Source organism: Epilithonimonas caeni DSM 17710 (assembly GCF_000426465.1).
GTDB classification, from domain to species: domain Bacteria; phylum Bacteroidota; class Bacteroidia; order Flavobacteriales; family Weeksellaceae; genus Epilithonimonas; species Epilithonimonas caeni.
On the sequence record NZ_KE384527.1, the window covers coordinates 545890 to 562781 of the forward strand.

Genomic DNA, 16892 nt, shown 5'->3' on the forward strand with positions numbered 1-16892 from the left:
TTTAATAAATCAGTCTCTGACTGTTATTTTTGAATATCAAGCATTTCGTATTTTTTCAATTCAGAATAATCCGAAGTAATGACCGATTCGCCTTGCTTCAGCCCGGAAACCACTTCATAATACAAAGGATTTTCTCTTCCCAGACTGATGTTTCGCTTTTCAGCTTTGTTGCCTTTCACTACGAAAATCCATTTCCCGTTTGTGTCTTTGTAGAAATTCCCTTTCGGAATCATCATACTTTGCGTGTCGGCAGATAATTTCAGTTTCACTCCGAAAGTCATCCCGATTTTCAGGTTTTCGATTTTTGCATCAATGAAATTCAGTTCCACAGAAAACTGTCCGTCTTTCACTTCCGGAAGGATTTTCGTGATAATCACTTCGTATTCTTTTCCGTTGTTGTCGAGCATTCCTTTGATGCCGTTAGTTAACTTGTTGATATAATATTCATCAACTTTTGCGACCAACTTGTAACCGCCCATCAAATCGATTTTCCCGATGCTTTCTCCACTTGTCAGATTTTGTCCGAGAGAAATATTGAATGACGATAACCTTCCCGAAGCCGGCGACATTATCAGGAAATTATTTTTGTTGGAACGGAGGATATTCAAGCTTTTTTCCATCTGATTAATAGAATTATTGATGGCTGCAAACTGAGAATTTCTCGAAAGTTTCTCATTGGAAGCTCCTTTTTCTACGATTTGTTTTCTGTCTTTCTGATAATTCAGATTTTGTAAAGCAATATCATAATCCGTTTTCTTTCCGATTTCAGCATCGTACAATCTTTTCTGAAGATTGAAAGTCTGCAACGCCGTATTATAATCATTCTGAGACTGTAACAATTCTTTATCCTGGTTAAATTCCTGATTTTTCAGTTCCAGAAGCGAACTCCTCATTTGACTGATTTGTTGCATAATTCCCGTTTCCTGATTCAGGTAATTGAATTCCGTATTCGGATTGTAAACTCTTGCGATGGGTTGTCCTTTTGTCAGCATTTGTCCGTCTTCCGCAAAAATTTCTTTTACCGCACCACCTTCCAGAACATTCACAAGAGAAGAATTAAGAGATTGCGTCTGCGCAGTTACCATCAACATATCTTCGAATTTTCCATTGGTCACCTCATCAATCGTGATATCTTCCGACTTTACATTATAAGTTTTTTTCTGATTCAAAAAATACCATCCAAAAACTGAAACTGCTACAGCAGAAGCGATGATGATTAAGACAAATTTTAGTTTAGATTTCTTTTTTACTATTTTCGTATCCATATTTAGATAACTATTTTACTTACAGACAATTACACAATGCAAATGCCACAAATTTATAATCTTGTAACTCTCTGTAAATGTGATTAAATATAATTTTATTAATTTTAAAACTGTTCATTATCGGACACTTTTTGTACGGAAACGGACAGATAAATGATGAATTATTAATTGTAAATAATAATTTTACACAACAAAAATTTACAAATGATGAATACAAAATATGGCTGAAAAATTAAAACACTCGGATTTTCTTGATAATCAAATCATTTTTTCGAACGAAAAATTGTTAACGGATTTATCTCATTTAATAGAGCAAAGTCGTCAGCAGGTGGCTATGCAAGCCAACAGTACACTTACCATTTTGTTTTGGCAGGTTGGTAAACGTATCAATGATCATGTTCTGCAAAACCAACGCGCAGAGTATGGAAAACAAATTTTGCCGACAGTGTCGGCAAAATTGGAAAATCTATATGGCAGAAATTTTACAGAGCGAAATGTAAGACGAATGATGCAATTTGCTGAACAATTCAAGGAATTAGAAATTGTGTCGCCACTGGCTACACAATTGAGCTGGTCACATTTCACTGAACTTTTGCCTTTAAAATCTTATGAAGCTAAATTATTTTACGCTCAATTATCTATTGAAGGGAAATTTGGAAAAAGGGAACTTCGCAAACAAATTGCTAACAAAGCTTTTGAACGAACCGAAATTGCCAATTTACAATCATCTCAAAACGAGAACTTCCCTATCAATACTTTTAAAGACCCGTATTTATTGGATTTTCTTGGATTACAAAACGACTATTTAGAAAAAGATATTGAGACAGCTATTCTCCACGAATTGGAAAATTTTATTTTAGAATTAGGGAAAGGATTTGCTTTTGTGGAACGTCAAAAAAGAATGATTATAGACGGAGAAGACTTTTATCTTGACCTGTTATTTTTCCACCGTTCACTTAAAAGACTGGTTGCCATCGAACTGAAACTTGGGAAATTTCAAGCCAAATATAAAGGACAGATGGAATTATATCTGAAATGGCTCAACAAAAACGAAAAGCAGGAAGGCGAAGAAACTCCGATTGGACTAATACTTTGTGCTGAAAGCTGTAAAGAACAAGTAGAACTTTTGGAAATGCACAAAGACGGAATAATGGTTGCGGAATATTGGACAGAACTACCACCAAAAAAAGAACTCGAACGAAAATTACATTTAGCCTTAATCGAAGCAAAAGAACGTTTCGAACGAAAAAAATTGCTGTAAAAACTATTAAATCAAAAAATGCGAAAAAAAGAAGCTCATATTTTAATTGTGGATGATGACGAGGACATTTTGTTTTCGGCGAGAGTCTGGCTCAAAAAGTTTTTCACGGAGGTGAGCTGTCTCAGTCAGCCCAAAAATATTCTGAAATTTTTATCCGAACAGCAGGTTGACACCGTTCTTTTGGATATGAATTTCCGAAAAGGTTTTGAAAACGGACAGGACGGATTGTATTGGATGCAGGAAATAAAAACGCTGGAACCTCAGCTTCCGATTATCCTGATGACGGCGTATGGCGAAGTGGAATTGGCGGTTGAGGCCTTGAAAAATGGCGCATCCGATTTTATCCTGAAACCCTGGAATAACGAAAAATTGTATGCTTCCGTGAATATCGCTGTCGATATTTCCCGAAAAAATAAGAAGCTGAATCAATGGGAAAATGTCAGCATCAAAACCAATCAATATCAATTGGAAACCCAATCTCCGGCAATGCAGGAAGTGATGGACCAGATTGAAAGAGTTTCTGCAACTGATGCCAATGTTTTGCTTCTGGGAGAAAATGGGACCGGAAAATATGTTTTGGCAGAACATATTCACGAGTTGTCAGAACGGAAAAATCAGCCTTTTGTGCATATTGATTTGGGAAGCCTTTCCGAGAATCTTTTTGAATCCGAATTATTCGGTTATAAAAAAGGGGCGTTTACGGATGCACATCAGGACTATGCCGGAAAAATCGAAAATGCCGAAAACGGAACGGTTTTCCTCGACGAAATCGGGAATCTTCCGCTTCATCTTCAAACCAAATTATTGAGCTTGATTCAAAACAGAAAGTTATCGAGAATCGGAGAAAGCAAAGAACGATTGCTGGATGTGAGATTTATTTTCGCAACTAATGAAAATCTTAAAAAAGCCGTTGCTGAAAACCGTTTCCGAAAAGATCTATATTATAGAATCAATACCGTTGAATTAAACATTCCAAGTCTGAGAGAACGAATTGAAGATATTTCAAATTTAGCCGATTATTTTCTGGATAAATACAAACAGAAATATCACAAGCCGGATTTGGTTTTAAATGATGTTTTAATTTCAGAATTAACGCATTATTCCTGGCCGGGAAATATCCGTGAACTTGACCATTGCATAGAAAGAAGCGTGATTCTTTCCAACGAGAAAAATCTTAAATTGCTGATGCCTCAGGATGAAGAATTAGAAAAAACAATCATCAATCTAAACATCGAAGAAATGGAAGAAATCCTCATCAAAAAAGCGTTGAAAAAACATCGTGGAAATATTTCTCTGGCAGCGGAAGATTTGGGATTATCGAGAGCGGCGTTGTATAGAAGAATGGAAAAATTTGAATTATAAATGAGGAAACAGCATTTTTTTTGGCTGATATTCATTCTGCTGGCCATTGTCTGCGGAATTTTTGCATTTGATTTTTATTCACAGAACAAATGGATCAACTGTATTTTATTTTCATTGGTGAGTTTGGTCTGCATTGTTCTGGCACAGACCTCGGCTTTATCGTACATTCAGAAAACAGAAAAATTGCTTTTGGCCATTCAGAAAAAAGATTTTTCATTGTTTCCGAAAACGGAAGAAAACAGTCTGGTTGATAACACTGTACAACTCTACTACCAAAGCAAAGAAGAGCACCTTTCGTTGTCCTCTTACAAACTTTTGTACGAAGAAATTCTGAATCAGCTGGAAATCGGACTAATGATTTTGACGGAAAAAAATGACCATTGGGACGTTTTTTATGTAAATCCTGTTTTTTTGGAAATTCTGAAAATTCCAAAGTATAATTCCTGGAATCTTTATGAAAAGAAAGCACCTGATTTTTACAAAATCATAGAGCAAACCAATTACGAAAACTCTCAGGAATTTTTTGATATTTCGATCAATGAAAATGCGAAACAATCGTTTTCTTTAAGGACTAAAAAAGTTCAGAATGCTAAACACAGATTCTGCATCATCAGTTTAGAATCTGTTCAGAAAATTATTGAGCAAAAAGAAAAACTGGCTTGGAACAACCTGATGAAAGTGATCTCGCACGAGCTTCTGAATACTTTGACGCCTGTTAACAGTTTGATTCAAAATCTTGAATATATTGCGAATCAGGAAATTATCGAGAAAGAAGACCAGCAGGATATGAAGGAAAGTCTGATGATCATCAATTCCAAATCGAAACAACTATTGAATTTTGTAGATGATTACCGACAAGTTGCCGAACTTCCGAAACCGGTTTTTAAAATAATTTCTTTAACCGATATTGTAGAATCTGCGCTTAATTTCCTTAGACCTGAATTTGAAAAAAATCATATTACGATTGTCAATTCATTAGAAAATCACACGATTTCAGCGGATGAAAAAATGATTGAAAGATGTTTAATTAATCTTTATCTCAATGCTATTTATGCTGTTTCCGATAATGTTGAAAGAACAATTAAAACTGAAATCAAAACTCAAAACAAACGTATCATTCTAAGTGTGGAAGACAATGGAGTCGGAATCCAGAAAGAAATTCAGGATAAGATCTTCCTTCCGTTTTTTACGACAAGAAGTGGCGGTTCCGGAATTGGATTAACACTCAGTAAAAGTATTATCGAAGCGCATAAAGGTTATCTGAATTATAAGCCTTTGGAGCAGGGAAGCCGGTTTGAGATTTGGTTTGTGGAATGATGCATTTGATAAAATTAAGATAAATATTACTGAAAAAGTTAACAATACATCAATAAAATATAAAAATAAGATGATTTAAATCTATTTATTTTAACTATTTTTGCAAAAACAAGCAGATTTATGGATATTTACAGCCTTATTCCAGTCAAAAAAATAATAGAGCGCTTGCGTTATGAAAACCCTTGGTGGATTAATAAACAAATACCCGAAACATATAGCTCAATGTCAAAACGTCTATATTTTAAACTATTCTATCCTTTTGTGATAGAGAAAAATATAAAAAGAGCATTGGTACTAATGGGTCCACGACGGGTAGGTAAAACAGTAATGCTTTTCCACAGCATAGAACAGTTAATTAATGAAGATGTAAATCCGCAAAAAATTTTTTTTATAGGAATTGATAATCCTATTTATGTTCATCTAAGTTTAGAAGATATTTTAAACCTTTGCAAAGAATCCCTTAACTTAAAAAATTTGAATGGTTGTTTTGTTTTTTTTGATGAAATACAATACCTCAAAGACTGGGAAAGACATTTAAAAGTACTCGTAGATTCATTTCCTGAAACAAAATTCATTGTATCCGGGTCAGCAGCTGCCGCTCTGAAATGGCACAGTACAGAGAGTGGAGCAGGCAGATTTACTGATTTTATGTTACCTCCTCTTACTTTTCAAGAATATATTCATCTTAAGGAGATGAATCATCTCATTTATGATGGAACAATAACATATGGAGAACAGCAAATCCCCTACTGTCTTACGCATGATATAAAAGTGCTCAATAAGGAATTTGTACACTACTTAAATTTTGGAGGTTATCCTGAGGTTGTATTATCTGAAAAGATTCAAAGTGATATGGGTAGATATGTTAAAAACGATATTGTTGATAAAGTATTGTTGCGTGACCTGCCAAGTTTATATGGCATAAAGGATGTACAGGAATTAAACAGATTTTTTACTTATATAGCTTACAATACAGGTAGTGAGTTTTCGTACGAAACAATGAGTAGGGAAAGTGGTATACAAAAAGACACACTCAAAAAATATTTAGAATACTTAGAAGCAGCATTTCTAATAAAAGTACTAAATAGGGTTGATGTAAATGCCAAACGTCTAAAGAGAATTACAAGTTTCAAAGTATATTTAACCAATCCATCGTTACGTACAGCTTTATTTTCTCCGATTTCCGAAACAGACAGTGAAATGGGTAATATGATAGAAACAGCCGTACTTTCACAATGGATGCATCGCGAAAAATTAGATTTGACATATGCAAGATGGAAAGACGGTAAAAACGAAGGTGAGGTAGATTTAGTTTTAGTTGATGATAAAAAATACAAACCTGTCTGGGGTGTAGAAATAAAATGGAGTAATCGATACTTCGAAAAACCTAATGAATTGAAAAGTTTAATTAAATTCTGTAAAGCTAATTCATTCGAAAAAGCTTTGGTCACTTCTATTGACCAAATGGGAGTAAAAACAATAGATACCTTTTCTTTTTCATTCTTACCTGCTTCAATATACAGTTATAACATTGGTGATATAACACTAAAAATGAAAAATAGTAACTAGCCGGTTAAATTTAAAGCAAATAAAACGGAATTATGAAAATAAAAAATAATGCTGGAGAAACGGTAGAATTTGAAATTTCAAAGCTAGAAAACTCACTTCGGAATTCGGGAGCGGGCGAACAATCTGTGAAAAGGGTTTTGGAAACGGTTTTACCAAAATGTTTCGAAGGCATCACGACCGGCGAACTGTACAGAATGGCGTTTGAAGAATTAAAGAAAATCTCGAATTCTGTCGCAGCAAGATACAGTTTGAAAAAAGCCTTGTTGGAATTGGGCCCTGCTGGGTTTTATTTTGAGCAATGGATTTCTCGAGTATTTCAGAACATCGGTTACAAAACCGAAACCGGACAATTGATAAAAGGACATTCGGTGACTCACGAAGCTGATGTTATTGCTAAAAAAGATTCGAAAACCTATTGGGTAGAATGCAAATTTCGCAATGCAGAAGACACAAAAATTTCTGTCACAACGCCGATGTACGTTTTGTCTAGAATCAAAGACATTTCTGATATTCAATATGATCTTTTTGGCACCAAAACCGAATTTACTGACGGCTGGTTGATTACCAATACTTATTTCACGAAGGATTCTGTGGCTTTCTCAGAATATTATGGTTTGAGATTGCTATCCTGGGATTATCCTAAAGATAAGAACATCAAAAGTCTGGTGGACCAAAATGCACTTTACCCAATCACTTGTCTCACGACTCTATATGGAAAACAAAAACAAAGATTGCTGGAGAAAAGATGTATTCTGACAAAAGAATTATTCAATAATCAGAATTTACTGAATATTTTAGAACTTAGCCAAGAAAAAAAGTCCGAAGTCCTTAAAGAAGTAAAAGAACTAATGACTACAAAAATATCGGAATAAAAAAACCGTTTCGTTATTGGTAACGAGACGGTTTTTTTTATTGTCTATAATCTATCGATCTTCTATCGTACAGAGAAACTATTTCCCTTTTTGAGGCGGATAATTGGCCATTATCTCTGCCACAACTTGTGGAATCTGTTTTTGTTTTGATCTTGGAGAATCTACAGAAATTCCGCTACCTGCGCCTTGCCAAACCAGTTTTTGAGTTTTCGCATCGATGATGTCAATCACAATCGTTCCACTATTATAGTTGTTGGTCCATGTATTTCCCATACCGAAACCGCCGCCCCAGCCCCAAGGTCTTCCCCAACCCCAGCCAACATTAGCACTGGTTGTGATATCCTGAATTTTTTTGTGAGACGCCTTTACATTGATGATCAAATCCGGATTCTGAGCAGAAGTCAATCCTTTTGCCTGAACTTGTTTTGACAGTTCGTTCAAAACTCTGTCTTTATCAAGGTCATTCAGTTTCAAATCGTCAGTTCTTAACAAATAAGTTTTGTAATTAGCAAAATTTGCTGTTGCAGAATAGTCAGATTTCACTTGAAAAGGGCTACAAGAAGCTATGCCCAAAGAAACCACTGCAAGAAGTATAAATATATATTTTTTCATAATGTAGATTTTATTGTTAATTTTTAGGTTTTTTAATGAAAGTATCCGTCTTTTTATCATAACCGTAAGGGCAATGTCTGCATCCGCTTTTACAGCAATAGCCACGTTTCAGGTGGAATTTTTCCGTAAAAACCTTATAACCTTGTTCGTTATAATAAAAGTCTTCATTTTCTTTGATGTCATTTAGTTTCATAAGTTAAAAAACTATACCAAAATTTTTACCTTTGATCTATGATTATCATTGTCTGTCAAAGATTACTCAAAAATACTAAAATTTCGGGGATTACATTGTTCCCGTTCATATTGCTGAGAAAAAAAGAATACAGGCAAAACAAGATTCTCATTAATCATGAGAAGATTCATATCCGTCAGCAATTGGAATTGTTGGTCATCCCGTTTTACATTTGGTATCTCTCCGAATATTATCTCAAATATCTGAAATACAAAAATCCACACCTCGCTTACCAAAATATCAGCTTCGAAAGGGAAGCTTATGACAATGACCAAAACCTGGATTACCTCAGAAAAAGAAAACTCTGGAGTTTCTTAAAATATCTTTAAATTCAATATCAGAAGCGATTGGTAATAATAATTCCCGTACTCCTCTTTTCTTTAAGTATTACATTTTCGTAAAAAAAATTTCTCAGAATATAAAATAATCTAAATTTGCAGAATTATTTTTTCAACATATCGCAATTATGTCGCAAGATAGCAGTGGTCATTTTGACCTCAAAAAACTTTCCTGGGTTGGCGTTCTGGTCTCTTTGGGAATCGTTTTCGGAGATATCGGCACTTCTCCGCTTTACGTGATGAAAGCCATTATCAATGCAGGAAAGGCCGGCGGAATCATCTCCGAGGAATACATAGAAGGGGCACTATCGTGCATTATTTGGACACTGACTTTACAAACGACTATCAAATACGTCATTATCGCTTTGAGGGCTGATAACAAAGGCGAAGGTGGCATTCTATCACTTTATTCACTCGTCAAAAGATTCAAGAAAAAGTGGCTTTACATCATTGCCATCATCGGAGCAGCCGCTTTGGTGGCGGACAGTATCATCACGCCGTCTCTTACAGTGATGTCCGCCATTGAAGGTCTGGAACTCGTCACGCACAAGCCGCCTGTTGTTCCTATTACATTGGCCATTTTGGTAATTATTTTTGTGGTTCAGCAATTTGGGACCAGCTTTATCGGAAAGTTTTTCGGACCGGTAATGGTACTCTGGTTTCTGGTTTTAGGAGGTTTTGGTCTTGTCCATTTAGTTGAACATCCAATGATCCTAAAAGCTTTTAATCCTTATTATGCCCTAAAATTGATCTATAACTCTCCTAGCGCCATTGTTATCCTTGGCGCGGTCTTTCTTTGTACAACAGGAGCAGAAGCATTATATTCCGATCTTGGGCATTGTGGTATCAAGAATATCCGAGTGAGCTGGATTTTTGTGAAAGCCATGTTGATCCTCAATTATTTGGGACAAGGTGCCTGGCTGTTGAGCAACTATCACGAAGTATTCCGTGGTAAGAATCCATTTTTCGGAATTATGCCGGAATGGTTTATTATTCCGGGTGTTGTAATTGCGACAGCTGCAGCTATCATTGCAAGCCAGGCGGTAATCACAGGAGCGTTCACGATGTTTTCCGAAGCAATGGCCCTCAATTTCTGGCCTAATCAGGAAATCGAATATCCTTCCGGGATAAAAGGTCAAATGTACATCCCGAAAATCAATTGGGGAATTCTGCTTTTGTGCTTTGTTGTTGTGATCTATTTCAAAGAATCCGGAAGAATGGAAGCGGCCTATGGACTTTCCATTACCGTGACAATGCTGATGACGACCATTCTCCTGGTGTTCTGGTTTTTGAAAACGAGAACAAACAAACTCTGGATCGCGCTTTTTGCATTGGTTTATATTGTGATAGAAGGCGGATTTTTCAGTGCCAATATTATTAAATTTTTCGAAGGTGGCTGGATGTCCGTTCTGTTGGCAGGATTTATCGGAATCTGTATGTACGCCTGGTATAACGGGCGACTTATCAAAACAACATTCATCAAATTTGTAAAGCTTCAAAAGTATGTTTCCACAATAAAAGATATGAAGCTGGATGAAACGATTCCTAAGTATGCGACCAATCTTGCGTTCATAAGTCGGGCAAAACGCGATGATGAAGTAGAATCGAAGATCATCTACTCGATCATCCGTGCACAACCTAAAAGAGCAGACCATTATTTTATTTTAAATATTGTCAATCAGGAAGACCCATACAGTTTCAAATATCATGTAGAGGAGATTCTGCCGGGAACGATTTATAAGATCAGTTTCTTATTAGGATTCAAAAGAGACAGACGAATCAATGATTATTTCCAACAGATTCTGAACGAAATGATGGAAGAAGGAACAATCCCGTCAAGAAGTTCGCATCCGTCCTTGAGAGCACATAACATCCCGCCGGATCTTAAATTCGTGATCATTGATAATGTTTATATCAACGATTTCTTATTGACAATCAGAGACAAGATCATTCTTAACATTTATAATTTTGTGAAAAAACTCGGAAGTAATGATTTCACGGCTTATGGTGTTGCAAGTCACAATGTTGTGGTAGAATCAGCACCGCTTCTCGACCAAAAAATCAAAATCGAGAGAATCGAAAAAGTCGAACATAAGCATTACGAGTAATCCCGAAAAAATCGCTATTTTTGTATTATGGATACGAAACAAAAAGAGTTGAATATCGCAACTATAAAAGACGTCCTTAGACAATATCTGATGGATAAAGGCTTCCGTAATACGCCTGAGAGATACACTATTCTTGAAGAGATCTACAATATGGAGCACCACTTCAACGTGGACGACCTTTACCTGCTGATGATGCAGAAAAAATATCACGTAAGCAAGGCGACGATTTATAATACCATTGAGATTTTCCTGGATGCAGGCCTAATCAGAAAGCACCAATTCGGAGAAAAAACTTTGAGTACATCTTCTTATGAAAAGTCATATTTTGATAAGCAGCATGACCATTTGGTTATTTACAAAGCAGATTCTGACAAAGAAATCGAGGAAATTATTGAGTTTTGTGACCCAAGGATCCAGGGAATCAAAGACTCTATTGAAAAAGCATTTGGCGTAAGTATTGATACGCACTCTTTGTACTTTTACGGACACAAGAAGTCTGAAAATTAATGAAGAAATCTTTTTTTGTAGTTCTACTTCTAATTTTTGTTAGAATATTTTCGCAGGTCACACCACCAACCACAGATCAAGGGCTGGTAAAAGACCCTTTTTTCAAAAACTCAAATCCGCAATCTCAGCCTTCCAAAAAAGTCATCAACAAACATTCTGATACTTTTGGTATTAAAGAAGACAAATATGACGGAAATCCAGTTTTCTCCGGAAATGTTGTATTTGAACATCAAGGTTCTGTCCTTACAGCGGATGAGGTCGTTTTTTATCAGAAAGAAAATTTCCTGAAGGCCATAGGAAATGTCGTCTTGACAACTCCTGACGGAAACCGGATCACTGCAGAAGAAATGGAATACGATGGTAATACGGAACGTGGAATTGCCCGTAAAAATGTAGTTCTTACCGACCCGAAGCAGACCATCAAAACAGAAACACTCTATTACGATAAAATCCCAAATACCGCTTATTTCAATACAGGCGGAACTATTTACAGCAAAGACGGAAGTGTGATGTACACCAGATCGGCGACCTATTATCTCAATACAAAAATGATTGATTTCATTGGACGTTCCAACATCGAAACTGATAAATACACCATTGTCAGTGATAATATCAAACAAAATCAAAACACTGGCGTTTCCGATTTCACAGGTCCAACTACAATAAGAGACAAAAGAAATCCAATAAATTATGTCTACACAGAATTAGGAAGTTATAATTCCAAAACCGGAGAATCTTTCCTCAACAAAAATTCCAGAATCCATAATAATGGAAAGATTCTGACCGGAGACAAATTATACTTCAACAGAAATACGGGCTTTGGTAAAGGAACAGGAAATGTAATGCTGGACGACCCTCAACAAAAACGTTTCATAAAAGGCGGCTATGGAGAGATCTATGAGAAGAGAGATTCTGCGATGGTTACCGATAAACCCTATGCAGTAAAGATTCTCAGTAAGGATTCTGCCTATTTTTCCGCAGAGAAATTCATCACCTTTCAAAGGCCAGATTCCGCCAATTCTTTGAAGAAAAAAAGTTATTTGCGTGCATTCAGGAAAGTGAGGATTTTCAAGACCAATATGCAAGGACGAGCGGATTCTTTAAGTTTTAACGAGACTGATGGCGAAATGCATCTCATGAGAAAACCAATTCTTTGGATGGGAGCAAAACAGGTGACAGGAGACGAAATACGTGTTTACAGCGATCCAGAGAAAGAAATCACAGATTCCATCAGGGTTTTGGGCAATGCTTTTGCGATCAGCAAAGCAGACTCCTTGAATTTGAAAGATGAATTCAATCAGATCAAAAGCAAGAACATGATCGTCTATCTGAACAACAATGCCATAGACAGTGCAAAAGCCGTTGGTAACGCTCAAGCAATCACTTACGCTGATGATGAGAATAAAAAGACGCACCAAATCACAAGAATTGGAGTTGCTCTTTCCACCTGCGGCGAGATTGTGGCAGAGTTTTTAGAACGTCGCTTGGAAGTTGTTGACTGTAATATTGGTGCTAATACGGACACTTATCCGATGAGCAAGATTTCAAAAGCCGAACGTTTTTTCAAAGATTTTAACTGGAATACCAAAGACCGTCCACAGAAATGGAGCGACATTTTCCTAGACACACCTAATTATCCTGAAATCGTTTACGAATCAGATAATTCTCTCTTTGAACGAGCTGAAGCAGAACGTAAAAAGTTAGAGGAAAAGAACAAACCAAAAACGCCGGTCCGGGTCAAGAAGTAATATTTAATTTGATAATGAAAATATCAAACATATTTAAAATTACTATCTGTGGATTTATTTTTTCACTTGTGTCGATTGGTTGTACAAAAAAATATTCCACACTAATTATTGAGATTAAGAATCAGAAAAAATCAAGTCGAAATTTCCCGGAACTTAATGAACTTGTTGTAAAAAAAGATAATAAAATACTCAAGACATTTTTACCGAAAGAACTTAGTCCATTTCTTGAAAATCCTCTAAAAATTGATAGCATAGAAAAAGGTACTTATCAGTTTGAATATTATGATTTATTTGGCATAAAGCAGATAAAAACTTACAAAGCCAATAACAGAAAAGATATAGACACTTTAATCATCAATCCTGATTATATTGATATTTCCAAGCAAATAGAAAATTCGATTATCCGAAAATTAAAAGACACTCAGATAATTTTAAATTATGAATCAAAAGGTTGTTTCCATTCGATTTCTGATTCAATAATTGTTGTAAATAAAAACAATAAGTTCTTCTTTACAAATAATGGAAAGATTGGAGAACTTAATAAAAATGAATTGAACAAATTAATTCAATTCGAATCAGAATTATATTCAATTCCAAAAGAAAGACATTGTACAACAGTTGAAAATTATAAACTTACATTTAAAAAGAAAACAAAGGAGTTTATAAATGGAAATTGTAGTTGGAGCGGTTGGTATAATTTGAAAGATGATTTAAAAATAAAAGATTAACAATATTGTAGATTACTTATTTTCTAGAAATTCCCGAACTTTGCCTAAGTTTTTATTTACAATGGATTTAAAAGAAAATTTCTATCAATATCAGGCACAGACCACACCATACGCCGCAGGTTTTGAAGTTGAAAAAGCAGAAGGCAGTTACATCTACGGAAAAGACGGAAGAGCTTATCTGGATTTCGTAGCCGGTGTTTCTGCCAATACACTTGGACATTCTCATCCAAAAGTGGTTAATGCTATTAAAGAACAAACAGATAAATATCTTCACGTCATGGTTTATGGGGAGTATGCCCAGGAAAAACCTGTTGAACTTTGCAGACTTCTGGCTGAAGCAACACCAGAACCTTTGGAAGTCACTTATCTCGTTAATTCCGGAGCAGAAGCCATTGACGGAAGTCTGAAACTGGCTAAACGTTACACAGGAAGAGAAGAAATCGTTGCTTTCAAAGATGCGTATCACGGGAATACACACGGTGCATTATCTGTTGCAGGAAATGAATATCATAAGAGAGAGTTTCGTCCATTGTTGCCAATGGTGAATTTCATCGAGTTCAATAATGAAAATGATTTTGATAAAATCACGGAGAAAACAGCTTGCGTCATTGTAGAAACGATTCAAGGTGCGGCAGGCTTTATTATGCCTAAAGACAATTACTTCATCAACCTGAAAAAACGATGTGAGAAAGTTGGTGCATTATTAATTTTGGATGAGATTCAGCCTGGGTTTGGAAGAACCGGAAAGCTGTTTGCATTTGAACATTTCGGGATTGTTCCTGATATTCTCGTAATGGGAAAAGGAATGGGCGGCGGTGTTCCGGTTGGTGCTTTTATGAGTTCGAAGGAAATTATGACGAGTCTTTCTCATTCGCCTAAGTTGGGACATATCACAACTTTTGGAGGAAACCCTTTGATTGCTGCTGCTTCACACGCTACTTTGAAAGAAGTTCTGGAAAGCGGACTGATGAACGAAACAGATAAAAAAGAAAAGCTATTCAGAGAATTGCTCGTTCACCCGAAAATCAAAAATGTGAACGGAAAAGGTTTGATGCTGGCTGTGAATCTCGGTTCTCCGGAATACACTTTGAAAGTCGCTTCAAAATGTATGGAAAAAGGGCTGATCGTTTTCTGGCAATTGTACAGAAACGAATATCTGAGAATCTCTCCTCCACTCACAATCTCCGAAGATGAAATCCGAAAAGGTTGCGAAATTATTATGGAAGCTTTGAATGAAGCGCATTAAGTTTCATTTTTTTGTCATTCCGCAGGAGGCATCTCAGAGGTCTAGATTCCTACGGGGAATGATAAAATTGTGTTTTTATGGCAACTGTTATTTTTATATTGAATCTGCAGCCCGACCTGAGTGGAGCTCTTTTTCTGTCATGGCGATGGTAGAAAAGTTCTACGGATCGCTTCACATCGTTCACCATGACAGAAAAAAGCGGGAATCCTTCGACAAGCTCAGGATAAACTGCAAGGCGGATAAAGCTGCCTCAATAATTCTAAAATTTAGTATTCATCAACTGTACAAAATCAGCTAATAAAAATCATACATTATTTCTATAAAAAATTTGTATTTCCATAGACATTTTGATTTGGAAATAAGAAATTAATTTATATATTGCGCCACAATTAGAATTAGAATATGGCGAAAACGAAAGTGCAGTATGAATACAATATGCATTGTCTCTCAGAGATATTGTATGAGTATTTGGCAAGTGCAGAAGGATTATCAGAATGGTTTGCAGACGACGTTGTAGAGCGTGGTGACGATTTCTTTTTCAGCTGGGGCGGTGGTCCTGCTGAGAGAGCTACGCTTATCCGTTATAAGCCGGAAAGCTTTGTGAGATTCCGTTGGGAAGAAGATGAAGGAACGAAATATTTCTTCGAGCTTTCTATTGTCATCGATGAGATCACAGACGATCTTTCTCTTAATATTACCGACTTTTGCGAACCTGGTGACGAAGAAGAAAACAAACTCTATTGGGAAAACCTGATAGAAAATCTACAGATAAAATTAGGCGCCGCTTAAAATAAATGGATGAACGATTTTATCGTTCATTATTTTTTTACTATTACCTAGAATGCAGTTACAAAAATTAATTTATACAGAAGAAAACCTGCAGCTTATCAACCGTTCTTTTCTTTTCGGTGATGCAGTTTGGGTCTCTTTTTTTGTAAGAAAAGGGCAACTCATAATGGCAGAGGAATCATACTTTTTCCTAATGGCATCTATGAGAAAAATGAGACTGAATATCCCATTGACTTATACCTTAGAGTTTTTCCAGGAGCTGTTCCAACGAGAAGTCCTTGATAAAGGGATCCAGAACGGGATTATCCAAATGATGGCTTACAGAAAACAGGAAGATAAAACACTTCCAAAATCTGAAACGGCTTTCTACTTTGAAATTGAAGAATCAGAAGACATACTTATTGTCAAAGGAAATATCGAATTGGACCTAATTAAGGAAATCAATGTGAATGCTAATCTTCTGAGTAATATCAGGGTTCATTCTCCGGAGAATATTTATGCCCAAATCTATGCGAAGGAAAATGAGTTGGACGATGTCATTCTCCTTAATCCAAATAAAAAAATAGCAAGAAGCATTTTCGGGAATCTTCTGTTTTTGCAGGATAATGTGATCAAAATTCCGAAACAAACGGAAGGGGCGTACATTTCGCCTTTGATGGAAAACTTCGTTACTTTCATTCATAAAAATAAACTGGCTGAAATAGAAGAAGCAGAAATCATTGCTTTTGAATCTCAAAAAGCGGAAGAGATTTTAAGAATTTCTGACGAAAAGGGCGTGCATTCTGTTTCCAAAATCAGGAACAAAACCTTTGAAAACACTAGGTTTTCTGAGATGGTTCAGAAGTGGACAGAGAATTTTATTTAGTTAATTTTCCTAAAAAGTTAGATTTAATTAAAATAAGTTCTATACATTTGCTTGATCAAAATATGAAAATGAC

Annotated in this window: 16 protein-coding genes; 13 read left to right on the top strand and 3 right to left on the bottom strand. The window is 35.9% G+C overall.

Going from position 1 to position 16892, the window contains the following annotated elements:
* Nucleotides 1-23: 23 nt before the first annotated feature.
* Complete coding sequence (locus K319_RS0117520) at nucleotides 24-1265, bottom strand: efflux RND transporter periplasmic adaptor subunit (RefSeq protein WP_027384785.1); 1242 nt, start codon at nucleotides 1263-1265, stop codon at nucleotides 24-26.
* A gap of 220 nt (nucleotides 1266-1485) precedes the next feature.
* Between K319_RS0117520 and K319_RS0117525 the strand changes: the two genes are divergently transcribed.
* The 5 genes from K319_RS0117525 to K319_RS0117545 all read left to right on the top strand — a co-directional run bounded on the left by K319_RS0117525 (nucleotide 1486) and on the right by K319_RS0117545 (nucleotide 7646).
* A complete protein-coding gene (locus K319_RS0117525) occupies nucleotides 1486-2526 on the top strand; it encodes a PDDEXK nuclease domain-containing protein (protein WP_051230779.1) in 1041 nt (346 codons plus the stop codon).
* An 18-nt stretch (nucleotides 2527-2544) separates the two neighbouring features.
* Entirely contained in the window at nucleotides 2545-3888 is a 1344-nt protein-coding gene (locus K319_RS0117530) for a sigma-54-dependent transcriptional regulator (protein ID WP_027384787.1), read from the top strand.
* Nucleotides 3889-5205, top strand: coding sequence for a sensor histidine kinase (locus tag K319_RS0117535; protein ID WP_027384788.1), 1317 nt, complete (start codon nucleotides 3889-3891; stop codon nucleotides 5203-5205).
* Nucleotides 5206-5325: 120 nt separating this feature from the next.
* A complete protein-coding gene (locus K319_RS0117540) occupies nucleotides 5326-6774 on the top strand; it encodes an ATP-binding protein (RefSeq protein ID WP_027384789.1) in 1449 nt (482 codons plus the stop codon).
* 32 nt (nucleotides 6775-6806) lie between these two features.
* Complete coding sequence (locus K319_RS0117545; protein ID WP_027384790.1) at nucleotides 6807-7646, top strand: restriction endonuclease; 840 nt, start codon at nucleotides 6807-6809, stop codon at nucleotides 7644-7646.
* Between the two features lie 78 nt (nucleotides 7647-7724).
* Here the strand turns inward: K319_RS0117545 and K319_RS0117550 are convergent, their stop codons facing one another.
* Nucleotides 7725-8258, bottom strand: a complete 534-nt coding sequence (locus K319_RS0117550; protein ID WP_027384791.1) for a DUF4136 domain-containing protein — start codon at nucleotides 8256-8258, stop codon at nucleotides 7725-7727.
* 16 nt (nucleotides 8259-8274) lie between these two features.
* Nucleotides 8275-8451, bottom strand: a complete 177-nt coding sequence (locus tag K319_RS21690) for a DUF5522 domain-containing protein (RefSeq protein WP_169712680.1) — start codon at nucleotides 8449-8451, stop codon at nucleotides 8275-8277.
* A 41-nt stretch (nucleotides 8452-8492) separates the two neighbouring features.
* Between K319_RS21690 and K319_RS0117560 the strand changes: the two genes are divergently transcribed.
* The 8 genes from K319_RS0117560 (at nucleotide 8493) to K319_RS0117595 (ending at nucleotide 16819) form a co-directional block, all read left to right on the top strand.
* On the top strand, nucleotides 8493-8819 hold the full coding sequence (locus K319_RS0117560; protein WP_027384792.1) for a hypothetical protein: 327 nt from the start codon (nucleotides 8493-8495) through the stop codon (nucleotides 8817-8819).
* Between the two features lie 137 nt (nucleotides 8820-8956).
* On the top strand, nucleotides 8957-10936 hold the full coding sequence (locus tag K319_RS0117565; protein WP_185092687.1) for a KUP/HAK/KT family potassium transporter: 1980 nt from the start codon (nucleotides 8957-8959) through the stop codon (nucleotides 10934-10936).
* A gap of 27 nt (nucleotides 10937-10963) precedes the next feature.
* Nucleotides 10964-11443 (top strand): Fur family transcriptional regulator, encoded by a 480-nt coding sequence (locus K319_RS0117570; RefSeq protein ID WP_027384794.1) that lies wholly within the window; start codon nucleotides 10964-10966, stop codon nucleotides 11441-11443.
* On the top strand, nucleotides 11443-13191 hold the full coding sequence (locus K319_RS0117575) for an OstA-like protein (protein ID WP_027384795.1): 1749 nt from the start codon (nucleotides 11443-11445) through the stop codon (nucleotides 13189-13191). Before K319_RS0117570 ends, K319_RS0117575 begins: the two co-directional genes overlap by 1 nt.
* A gap of 14 nt (nucleotides 13192-13205) precedes the next feature.
* Nucleotides 13206-13919: a hypothetical protein gene (locus K319_RS0117580; RefSeq protein ID WP_027384796.1), complete on the top strand. Its 714-nt coding sequence runs from the start codon at nucleotides 13206-13208 to the stop codon at nucleotides 13917-13919.
* Nucleotides 13920-13980: 61 nt separating this feature from the next.
* Complete coding sequence (locus K319_RS0117585; RefSeq protein WP_027384797.1) at nucleotides 13981-15165, top strand: aspartate aminotransferase family protein; 1185 nt, start codon at nucleotides 13981-13983, stop codon at nucleotides 15163-15165.
* A gap of 402 nt (nucleotides 15166-15567) precedes the next feature.
* Nucleotides 15568-15954 (top strand): START-like domain-containing protein, encoded by a 387-nt coding sequence (locus K319_RS0117590; protein WP_027384798.1) that lies wholly within the window; start codon nucleotides 15568-15570, stop codon nucleotides 15952-15954.
* A gap of 52 nt (nucleotides 15955-16006) precedes the next feature.
* On the top strand, nucleotides 16007-16819 hold the full coding sequence (locus tag K319_RS0117595; RefSeq protein ID WP_027384799.1) for an aminotransferase class IV: 813 nt from the start codon (nucleotides 16007-16009) through the stop codon (nucleotides 16817-16819).
* The last annotated feature ends 73 nt before the right edge of the window (nucleotides 16820-16892 follow it).